Annotated in this window: 14 protein-coding genes; 5 read left to right on the top strand and 9 right to left on the bottom strand. The window is 74.7% G+C overall.

What is annotated here, in order from left to right; genetic code table 11:
- A partial coding sequence (locus tag ICW40_RS19565; protein ID WP_221655652.1) for a MerR family transcriptional regulator occupies window positions 1-551 on the bottom strand: 551 nt, incomplete at its 3' end.
- 350 nt (window positions 552-901) lie between these two features.
- On the opposite strand from ICW40_RS19565, the gene ICW40_RS19560 reads away from it, so the two are divergent.
- A complete protein-coding gene (locus ICW40_RS19560) occupies window positions 902-1,192 on the top strand; it encodes a WhiB family transcriptional regulator (RefSeq protein ID WP_221655656.1) in 291 nt (96 codons plus the stop codon).
- A 119-nt stretch (window positions 1,193-1,311) separates the two neighbouring features.
- Here ICW40_RS19560 and groES read toward each other — a convergent pair whose 3' ends face one another.
- A complete protein-coding gene (gene groES / locus ICW40_RS19555) occupies window positions 1,312-1,608 on the bottom strand; it encodes a co-chaperone GroES (protein WP_221655651.1) in 297 nt (98 codons plus the stop codon).
- A gap of 258 nt (window positions 1,609-1,866) precedes the next feature.
- On the opposite strand from groES, the gene ICW40_RS19550 reads away from it, so the two are divergent.
- Genes ICW40_RS19550 through ICW40_RS19535 form a run of 4 tightly spaced genes read left to right on the top strand, consistent with a single transcriptional unit; the run spans window position 1,867 to window position 5,194 of the window.
- Window positions 1,867-3,090, top strand: coding sequence for a THUMP-like domain-containing protein (locus ICW40_RS19550; RefSeq protein WP_221655650.1), 1,224 nt, complete (start codon window positions 1,867-1,869; stop codon window positions 3,088-3,090).
- Window positions 3,090-4,226, top strand: coding sequence for a glutamate--cysteine ligase (locus ICW40_RS19545; RefSeq protein ID WP_221655649.1), 1,137 nt, complete (start codon window positions 3,090-3,092; stop codon window positions 4,224-4,226). The genes ICW40_RS19550 and ICW40_RS19545 overlap by 1 nt, the downstream gene beginning before the upstream one ends.
- A 57-nt stretch (window positions 4,227-4,283) precedes the next feature.
- The gene (locus ICW40_RS19540; protein WP_308121924.1) at window positions 4,284-4,643 is read left to right on the top strand and encodes a PadR family transcriptional regulator; all 360 of its coding nucleotides are present in this window, start codon (window positions 4,284-4,286) and stop codon (window positions 4,641-4,643) included.
- On the top strand, window positions 4,640-5,194 hold the full coding sequence (locus ICW40_RS19535) for a hypothetical protein (RefSeq protein WP_221655648.1): 555 nt from the start codon (window positions 4,640-4,642) through the stop codon (window positions 5,192-5,194). Before ICW40_RS19540 ends, ICW40_RS19535 begins: the two co-directional genes overlap by 4 nt.
- 30 nt (window positions 5,195-5,224) lie before the next feature.
- Here the strand turns inward: ICW40_RS19535 and tsaD are convergent, their stop codons facing one another.
- From tsaD to ICW40_RS19500, 7 genes are read right to left on the bottom strand one after another with little or no spacing between them, the layout of a single operon-like run.
- A complete protein-coding gene (gene tsaD, locus ICW40_RS19530) occupies window positions 5,225-6,280 on the bottom strand; it encodes a tRNA (adenosine(37)-N6)-threonylcarbamoyltransferase complex transferase subunit TsaD (RefSeq protein WP_221655647.1) in 1,056 nt (351 codons plus the stop codon).
- Window positions 6,273-6,893 (bottom strand): ribosomal protein S18-alanine N-acetyltransferase, encoded by a 621-nt coding sequence (gene rimI / locus ICW40_RS19525; protein ID WP_221655646.1) that lies wholly within the window; start codon window positions 6,891-6,893, stop codon window positions 6,273-6,275. The genes tsaD and rimI overlap by 8 nt, the downstream gene beginning before the upstream one ends.
- Complete coding sequence (gene tsaB, locus ICW40_RS19520) at window positions 6,890-7,582, bottom strand: tRNA (adenosine(37)-N6)-threonylcarbamoyltransferase complex dimerization subunit type 1 TsaB (protein WP_221655645.1); 693 nt, start codon at window positions 7,580-7,582, stop codon at window positions 6,890-6,892. The genes rimI and tsaB overlap by 4 nt, the downstream gene beginning before the upstream one ends.
- A gap of 39 nt (window positions 7,583-7,621) precedes the next feature.
- Window positions 7,622-8,122 (bottom strand): tRNA (adenosine(37)-N6)-threonylcarbamoyltransferase complex ATPase subunit type 1 TsaE, encoded by a 501-nt coding sequence (gene tsaE, locus ICW40_RS19515; protein WP_221655644.1) that lies wholly within the window; start codon window positions 8,120-8,122, stop codon window positions 7,622-7,624.
- Window positions 8,119-9,342 carry an alanine racemase gene (gene alr / locus ICW40_RS19510; protein ID WP_221655654.1) on the bottom strand — a complete coding sequence of 408 codons (1,224 nt, stop codon included), beginning with the start codon at window positions 9,340-9,342 and terminating at the stop codon, window positions 8,119-8,121. Before alr ends, tsaE begins: the two co-directional genes overlap by 4 nt.
- Before the next feature lie 54 nt (window positions 9,343-9,396).
- Complete coding sequence (locus tag ICW40_RS19505; protein ID WP_308121923.1) at window positions 9,397-10,926, bottom strand: alpha-N-arabinofuranosidase; 1,530 nt, start codon at window positions 10,924-10,926, stop codon at window positions 9,397-9,399.
- Between the two features lie 57 nt (window positions 10,927-10,983).
- Window positions 10,984-11,613, bottom strand: a complete 630-nt coding sequence (locus tag ICW40_RS19500) for a nucleoside/nucleotide kinase family protein (RefSeq protein WP_221655643.1) — start codon at window positions 11,611-11,613, stop codon at window positions 10,984-10,986.
- Window positions 11,614-11,762 lie beyond the last annotated feature (149 nt).

Here is an 11,762-nt window from a genome sequence, read left to right as displayed (position 1 = left end):
ACCGCGGCCCGGCTGCGCAGCTCCGCGAACGCGGCGGCCTCGAGCGCGGGCGCCGCGCTCTCGCCCGGACGCTCGAGCACCGCGCGCTCGGCCAGCAGGCGCAGTGCGGGCGCCACGAGCTCGGACCACCACGCGATGACGTCACGGGCGTGCACGCGCGCCAGCATCCACCGGACCGCCGCGTTGTCGAAGTGCGTCGCGGCAGAGACCAGGGCCGCCGGGTCCGGCGCCATCGGCACCGCGTCGGAGTAGGCGTCCATCACCTCCGTCGTGGTCGGCCCGGGGGTGGGCGCCACGACGGCCTCGGTGCTCGTGAGCGCGGCGCGGGCCGCCTCCGAGGGAGCGACGCCCTCGAGCGTGAGCCGGCGCATGACCAGCAGCCGCGAGACGTCGCTCGACGAGTACCGGCGGTGGGAACCCGCCATGTGCTCGGACGGACCGAGCCCGTAGCGCCGGTCCCACGTCCGCAGCGTCGCCGGAGCGACCCCGAGCCGACGCGCCACGGCCGCGACCGTCAGCGACGGCCCGGTGGTGGTGCCCGGCTCGGTCATGACTGCGGCGCTCCTGTCCGGCTGTCGTTCGCGTCGGCTCCCGCCATGACCATGACGCGATTGTGCCCAATGTCTGACGCGGTACGCCACTTCGCGCGCCGCGGGACGGCGTCCGGCCACCGCGCCGGGGCCGCACGAGAGCCGCCGAGCGGGGCACGACCGGTGCGGGAACTGTTCCAGATCCGGTCAGGAGTGAACAAGATGCCCCACGCACGCACCGCCGACGAAGAAGTCTGACCAAGAGGGTTGACCAACTTCTGACGCGGTTCTAGGTTGAGCACATCGCCGACGCGATGACCGCCACCGGGGCCCGCTCCGCGGAGCGACCCGAGAACCACCAGGAGGACCCCATGACGGAGATCTCGCGACTGCCCGGTCCAGTGATGGACCTCTGGGAGTGGCAGTACGAGGGCAAGTGCCGTGAGGCCGACCCCACCCTGTTCTTCCACCCCGAGGGCGAGCGGGGCTCCGCACGTCGTCGCCGCGCCGAGGCGGCCAAGGCGATCTGCGCGACCTGCCCGGTGATGCAGACGTGCCGCGAGCACTCGCTCGCCGTCCGCGAGCCGTACGGCGTCTGGGGCGGCCTCTCCGAGGAGGAGCGCGCCGCCGTGCTGGCGAGCCGCCTGCGCAAGTCCGCCTGAGGCGCACGCACGACCACACGTACGACGAAGCCCCGCACCATGACGGTGCGGGGCTTCGTCGTACGTGTGCCCGTCGCCGTGCCGCACACCCTGAGGGCCGGCACGGCGACGGGGTCAGCTCACTTGGTGACGACCGCGAGGATGTCGCGCGCCGAGAGGATGAGGTACTCCTCGCCGGAGTACTTGACCTCGGTGCCGCCGTACTTGCTGTAGATGACCGTGTCACCGACAGCGACGTCCAGCGGGACGCGCTGACCGTTGTCGTCGACCCGGCCCGGGCCCACCGCGAGGACCTCGCCCTCCTGGGGCTTCTCCTTCGCGGTGTCCGGGATGACCAGACCGGAGGCCGTCGTCTGCTCTGCCTCGAGCGTGCGGACGACGACGCGGTCCTCGAGCGGCTTGATGGAGACCGACACAGCGGACCTCCCCTTCGCATTCGTGGGAACGGATCGTGTTCATGGCCGCGGGGCCCAGGGCTGCCCGTCGTCGCGGGTGCCGGACAACCCTTCAGGTCCCGGTGCGGCTGGCACCCTCCGGGGAGGAGTGCCAGGTGAAATCTATGCGTGTCGTTAGCACTCGGTCAACACGAGTGCCAACGACGTGCGAGCGGCCGTGAGGTGCCGCGGCGGTGCGACCCGCCGGCTGCCGCCGTCGCGCGTGGAAGGATCGCCGTCGTGGACGAACGCTCGCTCTCGCTGCTGCTCAGCCCGGACGGGTGGGCGCTGCTGGGCGCGCTGCCGCCGTACGACGAGCGGCTCGCCATGGTGCTCTCCGAACGGCTGCAGAAGGAGGGGGTCGACCCGGTCCTGGTCGCCGCCGCCCTGACGCAGTCGCGCCTGCGGGCCAAGGGGCGCGAGAAGTTCGGCGACTTCGCCGACGGCATGCTCTTCACGCCGGCCGGCCTCGAGCAGGCGACGCGGCTCACGGTCGGCGCCCGGCACGCGCAGCGCTTCATGGCGGCCGGGTGCACGCGGGTCGCGGACCTGACGTGCGGCATCGGGGGCGACGCCATGGCGCTCTCGGCGCTCGGGCTCGCGGTGCTCGCCGCCGAGGTCGACGAGCTCACGGCGGCCGTCGCCACGGTGAACCTGCGCCACTTCCCCGAGGCCGAGGTGCGGCACGTCGACGGGCTCGGCCTGGACCTCGTGGGCGACGGGGTCGACGGCGCCTTCGCCGACCCCGCCCGGCGGACCGCGGGCGGGCGCCGCCGCCACGACCCCGCCGCCTACACGCCCCCGCTCGACGACGTGCTCGCGGTGCGGCACCGCGTGCCCGCGCTGGGTGTCAAGGTCGGCCCGGCGATCCCCCACACGGCCGTCCCGGACGACGCCGAGGCGCAGTGGGTCTCCGTCGACGGCGACGTCGTCGAGGCAGGCCTGTGGTTCGGGCCGCTCGCCCCGGACGGGCCCGGTCGCACCGCGCTCGTGCTGCGCGGCGAGAGCGCCGCGCAGCTGCGCGCCCCGGCCGACGGCGTCCCGACGGCCGACGTCGGCCCGCCGGGCGGCTACCTGTACGAGCCCGACGGCGCCGTGATCCGGTCCGGTCTCGTGTCGCTCGTCGCGGAGCGGGTGCACGGCCGCCTGCTCGACCCCACCATTGCCTACGTGACCTCCGACCACCTCGCCCCCCGGGCCGACGAGTCCGAGCCCGGCCTCCTCGACGTCCGTGCCGTGAGCACCGCCTACCGCGTGCTCGACGTCATGCCGTTCGGGCTCAAGCGGCTGCGCACCGCGCTGCGCGAGCGCGGCGTCGGCCGCCTGACGATCAAGAAGCGCGGCACCGCCGTCGTGCCCGAGCAGCTGCGCAAGCAGCTCGACCTGCGGGGCGACGCCGAGGCGACCGTGGTCCTGACCCGCGTGGGGGGCGCGCAGCAGGTGCTGCTCGTCGAGCCGGTCTGATGCAGATCCCGTTCGCGCGCTCCGAGCGCTCGACCCTCGGCGTCGAGTGGGAGCTCGCGCTCGTGGACTCGGACTCCGGCGACCTGCGGCAGGTGGCCCAGACGGTGCTCGACGCCGTCGCCCCGCCGGACGGGGGCGAGCACCCGACGATCCGCCAGGAGCTGCTGCTCAACACCGTCGAGATCGCGACGCGCGTGTGCCGCACCGTGGCCGAGGCCGGACGCGACCTCCAGGCGAGCATCGACGAGATCCGCGCGGTCACCGACCCGCTGCGGGTGGAGCTCATGTGCGCGGGCACCCACCCGTTCGCGCGGTGGGCGCAGCAGAAGGTGACGGACAAGGAGCGCTACGCGACGCTCATCGACCGCACCCAGTGGTGGGGCCGGCAGATGCTCATCTACGGCGTCCACGTGCACGTGGGCATCGAGGACCGCGAGAAGGTGCTGCCGATCCTGCGCGCCGTGCTCACGTACTTCCCGCACCTGCAGGCGCTCTCCGCGTCGTCGCCCTTCTGGGGCGGCAAGGACACCGGCTACGCGTCGAACCGCGCGCTCATGTTCCAGCAGCTGCCCACGGCAGGCCTGCCGTTCCAGTTCGACCGCTGGGACCAGCTCGAGGCGTACACCGCGGACATGATGCACACCGGCGTGATCGACCAGTTCGACGAGATCCGCTGGGACCTGCGCCCGTCGCCGCGGTTCGGCACCCTCGAGGTGCGGATCTGCGACGGCGCGTCGAACCTCGCCGAGGTCCTGTCGTTCGCAGCCGTCATCCACTGCCTGGTCGAGCACTTCTCGACGATGCTCGACGAGGGCAAGGAGCTGCCGCGCCTGCAGCCGTGGTTCGCCCAGGAGAACAAGTGGCGCTCGGCGCGCTACGGCATGGACGCGATCATCATCCTCGACTCGCGCGGCGACGAGGAGCTCGTCACGGACGCCGTGGGGAAGATGCTCGTGGACCTCGAGCCGGTGGCGGAGCGGCTCGGCTGCACCGAGGAGCTCGACGGCGTGCGGACCATCCTGCGCAAGGGCGCCGGGTACCAGCGGCAGCGCGCCGTGGCCCGTCGCCACGGCGGCGAGCTCGACGCGGTCGTGGCGTCGCTCGTCGAGGAGATGCGAGCCGGCAAGCCGGTCTGAGGGGTCGTCGAAAACTGGTAGTTGGCAATAGCGAGTACTGGGTCTAGCCTCGTACTCGTGAGCCCGACCGCGCGTGACCCGCAGCTGCTCAAGGGTGTGCTGCCGATGCTCGTGCTGCTCCTGCTCGCCGAGCACGAGTCGTACGGGTACGAGCTGGTCACCCGCCTGCAGGCCGACGGCCTGGACGACATCGCTCCCGGCACCGTCTACCCGGTGCTCACGCGGCTCGAGCGCGAAGGGCTGGTCGCGTCGCGCCTCGTGCCGTCGTCCTCCGGGCCCGCGCGCAAGTACTACCGCCCGACGCCCGACGGCGACGCCGAGCTCGCCTCGTCGCTGCGCGGGTGGACCGCGCTCTCCGCGACCGTCCGCGCCGTGGTGCATCGCGCCCCCGTCCCGACCACCGAGGAGTCGTCATGAACGCCGAGACATCCAGGACGACCGGCACCGCGGACACCGCGCCCCGGTCGACGAACCCGCCGGCCCGCGACGTCGTCCGCCGCGAGTGGTTCCTCACGCGCCTGTCGTGGCACCTGCAGGACCACCCGGGTCGCGAGGCCAAGCAGATCGTGCGGGACCTGCGCGGCGAGCTCACGTCCGCCGCGGCCGACGTCGGCATGCGCCAGGCCGTGCGCGACCTCGGGCACCCGCTCGTGCTCGCGGAGGGCTACCGCGCCCACCTCGGCCGCCGCGTGCCGCGCTGGACGGCAGGAGCGGTCGCCGCCGGTCTCGCGGTCGCCTTCCTGGTCTACCTCGGGTTCGCCTACGCGTTCGGCACGCTCGACACCCTCGAGGCGCTCGGTGGCGGCACCGTGACGCGCTACCCGTTCGGCGCCGAGACGGTCTTCACGAGCGGCGCCGACGGAATCGCCGTCGAGTCGACGTTCACGTGGCAGGGCGTGGTCATCTTCGTCCTCGTCGCCGCCGTCGCCTTCGTGCTCGGCTCGCGCGCCTGGCGCGCGCTGGGCTGAGCGCCGCTGCCGCCCTGCCGACGGGTCAGGTCAGACGGTGACCTGCGTGAGCGGCATCGAGGAGTCGACCGGCAGGTCGAGCGACGACGGCGCGACGCCGCGCCGCACGACGGCGGCCCCGAGCGCCGCGATCATCGCGCCGTTGTCCGTGCAGTAGCGGATCGGCGGGATGCGGAGCGTGATGCCCGCCTCCGCGCACCGCTCGGCCGCCAGCTCACGCAGCTGGGAGTTCGCCGAGAAGCCGCCGCCGATGACGAGCGTGTCGACGTCGTGCCGGCGGCAGGCCGCGATCGTCTTGGCCGTGAGGACGTCCGCGACCGCGGCCGCGAACGACGCGGCGACGTCGTTCAACGGGATCTCCTGACCGGCGTCCTGACGCGCCTCGACCCACCGCGCGACGGCCGTCTTGAGCCCCGAGAAGGAGAAGTCGTCCGCGTGCCGGGCCTGGTCCTTGGCGGCGGTCAGGCCGCGCGGGAAGCGGATCGCCGTCGGGTCCCCTTCGCGCGCGAGCCGGTCGATGTGCGGGCCGCCCGGGTACGGCAGGCCCAGCAGACGACCGACCTTGTCGAACGCCTCCCCCGCGGCGTCGTCGAGCGTGTGCCCGAGCTCGGTGACGTCCGTGGCGACGTCGTCCACCAGCAGCAGCGACGAGTGGCCGCCCGAGACGACGAGCGCCATGACGCGCTCGGGGAACGCGCCGTGGACGAGCTCGTCGACGGCGGCGTGGCCGATGACGTGGTTGACCCCGTACAGCGGCCGGTCGAGCCCGACGGCGAGCGCCTTGGCCGCCGCGGCACCGACGGTGAGCGGCCCGACCAGGCCGGGGCCGGCCGTGACCGCCACCGCGTCGACCTGGGAGAGGTCGACGTCCGCCTGCTCGAGGGCGCGGGTCAGGGTCGGCACCATCGCCTCGAGGTGGGCACGCGAGGCGATCTCGGGGATGATCCCGCCGAAGCGCGCGTGCTCGTCCATCGAGCTCGCGACGACGTCGGTGAGCAGCTCGCTGCCCTCGTCGGTCACGCGGACGAGCGCGACGCCCGTCTCGTCGCACGAGGTCTCGATGCCGAGGACGAGCGCGTCAGCCATGGTGACCAGGGTAGGTGGCCGCGGAGGGACCCAGGACGAGCCGCATGGTGAAGGCGTCCACGTCCTCCGGCTGGTAGTAGCGCCGGCGGCGGCCGAGCACCTCGAACCCCGCGCGGCGGTAGAGCGCGATCGCGGGATCGTTGTCGACCCGGACCTCCAGGAGCAGCGCATCGGCGCCGAGCTCCCGCGCGCGCGCCACGAGCGCCTCGAGCAGGACGCCGCCCAGACCGCGCCGCTGCGCCCGGCGCGCGACTCCGAGCGTCATGACCGTCGCGGTGTCGCCGTCGAACCACAGCCCCGCGTACGCGACGAGCTCCGACCCCGAGCCGCCGACGTCAGCGCGGGCGCCGGCGTCGGCGCCGTCGTCCCCGGCCCCCTCGCCCTCGACGTCGCCGTCGACGCCGACGTACCAGCGGCCCGGCGCGGCGAGCTCGTCGCGCAGCATCGCGGCGCTCCACGCCCCGGCGCCGAACAGCTCGCGCTCGAGCTCGACCAGGCGCGGCACGTCGGCGTCCGCGAGCGCGCGGACGGACCGTCCGGACCCGCCGGACCGCCCCGGCACGACGGAGCCCGTCCGGTCGTCACGCGCCCCGGGCCCGGTGTCGGCGGTCATCCGGTCGCGCGCTTGCGTGCGGCCGCGGGCATGACGTCGGGGCGGCGCAGGTACAGGGGCTCGGTCGGCAGCGACCGCCCCTGACCGAGCCGCACGACGGCCAGACGCGCCAGCACGCCCGCGTCGACGGCGTCGACCACCGGGGCGCCGTCGGGCGGGGTGAGCGCGAGGCGGTCGGCGTGCACGCGCAGGCCAGGACCGACGACCACGGCGGGCGGCGTGCCGTCTCGCGGCGTGAGGTCCTCGGGACGCATGACGGCGGGCGGGTCCACCACGTCGACGTCGTCGGCACCGAGGCGGTAGCGGGCGGTGTAGACCTCGCGGCGGCGGGCGTCCGTGACGACGACGACCTCGGCGTCGGCCGGTGCTCCGGCCGCGTAGGCCTGGACCGCGAGCGCGTCGAGCGAGCACACGCCGTGGACCGGGACGCCCAGCGCGAAGGCGAGCGACCGGGCCGTGACCAGGCCGGCCCGCAGGCCCGTGAACGGGGCGGGCCCCGTCCCGGCCACGACACCCGTGAGCGCGCGCCGGTCGACGTCGGCGGCGGCGAGCGCCTCGACGACGAGGGGCGCGAGGAGCTCGGCGTGGCGCCGCTGCTCGGCGACGCGGCGTTCGGCGAGCACCGTGCCCGCGTCGTCGACGACGGCCACGGCGATGTCTGCGGAGGTGTCCAGGGCGAGGAGCGGCACGGGGACATCCTCCCAGGAGGCGAGGGCGGCCGTGGCGGCTCAGCCCGGGAGGTCGACGCCGTCCCAGCGCGGCCCGACCGCGCGCAGCCGCAGCGTCCGCTCGCCCGCCTCCGGGTCCGCGTCCGGGTCACCGCCCGGCGCACCGCCGTGGGGCCGCTCGAGCACGATCTCGAGGCGGTCCTCGGACAGCACCTCGGCGAGCCCCTCGCCCCACTCGACGACCGTCACGGACTCCTCGAGGCCGGCGTCGAGGTCGAGCGCGTCCAGCTCCTCGAGCGAGCCGAGGCGGTACGCGTCCACGTGCACGAGGGCGGGACCGCCGACGAGCGACGGGTGGACGCGCGCGATGATGAACGTCGGCGACGCGACCTGCCCGCGGACGCCGAGGCCGGCGCCCAGGCCCTGGGTCAGGGTCGTCTTCCCCGCGCCGAGGGGGCCGGTGAGGACGACGAGGTCGCCCGCGCGCAGCACGCCGGCCAGAGCGCGGCCGAACTCGCGCATCGCGTCCGCGTCCGCGAGCGTCACCGTGCTCGTCGTCATGCCGTGCCTCCCTGCTGCGGGCCGCCCTGCTCCGGGCCGCTCGACGCCGTGTCGCGTGCTGCACCGCCCTCGTCGCCGCCCGTGTACGTGCGCGGCACGCGTGCGCCGAGCCGCGCGACGATCTCGTAGGAGATGGTGCCCGCCGCGGCGGCCCAGTCCTCGGCCGTCGGCTCGCCGTCGGCGCCCGAGCCGAAGAGGACCACCCGGTCCCCCGCGACCTCGGTCGCGTCGGGCCCCAGGTCGAGCACGAACTGGTCCATGCACACGCGACCGGCGATGCCGAGGCGACGTCGGCCGACCTGGACGGGCCCGCCCCAGCGGTCCACGCCGCCCGACGCGTGCCGGGGCACACCGTCGGCGTAGCCGAGGGGCACGACGCCGAGCACCGTCTCCGCGGCGGTCACGTAGGCGTGCGCGTACGAGACCCCGTGCCCCGCCGGGACCACCTTCGCGAGCACGAGCTCCGCCTCGACCCGCATCGCGGGCGTCAGCCCGTACGCCTCGGGTCCGCCGAGCTGCGGCACCGGGGACAGGCCGAAGACCGCGATCCCGGGCCGCACGAGGTCGTAGTGCATGGCGGGGTTCGTGAGCGTCGCGGCGGAGTTGGCGAGGTGGCGCACCTCGAGCCGCGCCCCGCGCCGCTCCGCGAGCGCGACGGCCTCGTCGAACACCGCCGCCTGCGCGAGCACGGTCGGGTGGTCCGGCGCGTCGGCCCACGCGAGGTGCGACCAGAGCCCGACGACGTCGACCGTCCCCTCGGCCTGCGCCGCGAGCGCCGCGTCGAGCAGGCTCTCGAGCTCGCGCGGCATGGCGCCGCCCCGACCGAGCCCGGTGTCGACCTTGACGTGGATGCGCGCCGTCCGGCCAGTCGCACGCGCGGCGTCGACCACCTCGACCAGCGCCCAGCCCGCGGACACGGACAGGTCGACGCCCGCCTCGACGGCCCGGCCGAGCGGCGCGCCGGGCGCGTAGAGCCAGCACAGCACGGGCGCGTCCACGCCCGCGGCGCGCAGCGCGAGCGCCTCCTCGAGCTGCGCGACGCCGAGCCACGTCGCACCGCCCGCGAGCGCCGCGCGCGCGGAGGGCACGAGGCCGTGCCCGTACGCGTCCGCCTTGACGACGGCCATGACCTGGGCCGACCCGGCGGTCCCACGCAGCGCGGCGACGTTGGACCTGATCGCCGCGAGGTCGATCACGGCACGGGCGGGGAAGGCGGTCACGGGCACGGCGTCAGTCTGGCATCGTGCCCGCCTCGCCACCTCACCGCCGTGCGGTCAGGCGAGCGCGAGCGACACCGTGACGTACGAGTGCGCCGGGAGCTCGACCTCGAGCCCGCGTGGGTGCGGCCGGACGCCGCCGAACGGCACGGGGGCGACGGCGGCCGGGTCCTCGGGCGTGTTGTGGGCCTGCAGGGTGGCCGCCGTGAGCAGCCTGCCCGAGTGCCCCGTCACGTCCCGGCCCCGCAGGTCCAGGACGAGCGTCCGCGGCTCGTCGGCGTCGAGGTTGGACAGCGACACGAGCGCGGTGTCGCCGGTTGTCGACGCCGAGACGGACAGCAGCTCGAGCGGTCGCCCCTCGACCTCGCGCGTCGGGGCCTCGCCCTTCAGGTGCACCGCGAGCGCCGACGCGTCGTGGTGGCCCGTGTTCATCTCGAACACGTGGTAGCTCGGCGTCAGGACCAGGGCGCCCGACTCCGGGTCCGTGAGGATCATCGCCTGCAGCACGTTGACCGTCTGGGCGATGTTGGCCATGACGACCCGGTCGGCGAACCGGTGGAAGGTGTCGAGGTGGACGCTCGCGACGAGGGCGTCGCGCAGGGTGTTCTGCTGGTACAGGAAGCCGGGGTTCGTGCCCTCCTCGACGTCCCACCACGTGCCCCACTCGTCGACGACGAGGCCGATCCGCTTCCCGGCGTCGTACGCGTCCATGACGGCGACGTGCCCGCGCACGATCTCCTCCATGCGGCGCGCGCGCAGCATGGTGACGTACCAGTCGTCGGTGTCGAACCGCGTCGCGGCGCCCTTCTCCTCCCACGAGCCGTTGATCGTGTAGTAGTGCAGCGAGATCGCCTGGAAGAACCCGCGCGGGTCGCGCGCGCAGCCGAGCCACGAGACCGCACGCATGAGGGCCTCGGTCCACGCGTAGTCGTCGCTGTTCGCGCCCGCGGCGATCCGGGTCACCGTGTTCCCGCCGTGGTCGCGCACGTAGGTCCCGTACTGGCGTGCGAGGTGCGCGTAGTGCTCGGCCGCCATGTTCCCGCCGCAGCCCCACGGCTCGTTGCCGATGCCGAAGAACGGCACCCGCCACGGCTCGTCGCGGCCGTTCGCCCGGCGCAGCGCCGCCATCGGCGAGTCGTCGCCGCGGGTCAGGTACTCGACCCACTCGCTCATCTCGCGGACGGTGCCCGAGCCCACGTTGCCGTTGACGTACGGCTCGGCGCCGAGCAGCTCGCACAGGTCCATGAACTCGTGCGTCCCGAAGGAGTTGTCCTCGACGACGTCGCCCCAGTGCGAGTTGACCATGCGCGGGCGCTCGTCCCGCGGACCGATCCCGTCGCGCCAGTGGTAGTCGTCGGCGAAGCAGCCGCCCGGCCACCGGAGGTTGGGGATGCGCAGCGCCCGGAGCGCCTCGACGACGTCGGTGCGGATGCCGCGCACGTGGGGCACGGGCGAGTCCTCGCCCACCCAGAAGCCGCCGTAGATGCAACGCCCGAGGTGCTCGGCGAAGTGGCCGTAGACGTGCCGGCTGATGGTCGGGCCGGGCAGGTCCAGGTCGATGACGGCGGTCAGGGGCTGATCGGGCACGGGCACTCCTCCGGTGGCGGCTGGACGTGACCCATCCTGCGGCACTCCGACGACGGGTCAGAGCCGGGCGACGCGATCCGCGCGTCCGCGGCCCGCGGCGATCAGCCGGGCGTTGCGCTCGTCCGGGCCGAGGGTCCACGCCCGGGCGGCCGCGGGTTCCTTGCCGAACGCGACGTGCCGCGCGACGAGCCGCTCGCGCCGCACGTCGTCGTCCACCTCGACGTACCAGGCCTCGTCCAGGAGCGGCGCGACGCGCGCCCACGGGCCGTCGTCGTGCAGGAGGTAGTTGCCCTCGACGACGACGAGCGGCACGTGCGGCCCGACGGGGATCGCGCCGGCCACGGGCTCCTCGAGCGCGCGGTCGAAGGTCGGCGCGTAGACCGTCTCGTCACCGCCCGACCCACCGGCACGGCGCAGGCGCGCGAGCAGCGCGACGAACCCCGCGGCGTCGAACGTGTCGGGTGCGCCCTTGCGGTCCGCGCGGCCGAGCCGGACGAGCTCGGCCTGGGCGAGGTGGAAGCCGTCCATCGGCACGAGGACGGCGCGTTCACCGAGCGCCGCGGCGACCGCCGCAGCGAGCGTCGACTTGCCCGCACCGGGCGGCCCGGTGATGCCGAGCAGCCGCCGCGGACCCGACCCGAGCTCCCGCGCACGCTCGAGCAGCGCGGCGTCGACGGGCTCCTTCACCGCAGCAGCTCGGCCACGACGCGCGGCACGGCGGTCGCGACCCCGCTCGCGGTCACGGGGCCGCCCGGGTTGGCCGCGTCGGCCGCCCTGCCGTGAACGAGGGCGGCGAGCGCTGCGAGCTCGCCGGCGAGCCCGGCGTCGTCCTGCAC

Source organism: Actinotalea ferrariae, from assembly GCF_019733465.1.
Lineage (GTDB): Bacteria > Actinomycetota > Actinomycetes > Actinomycetales > Cellulomonadaceae > Actinotalea > Actinotalea ferrariae_A.
The sequence above is the reverse complement of the archived record's forward strand: the minus strand, read 5'-3'. Positions and strand labels throughout refer to the sequence as shown.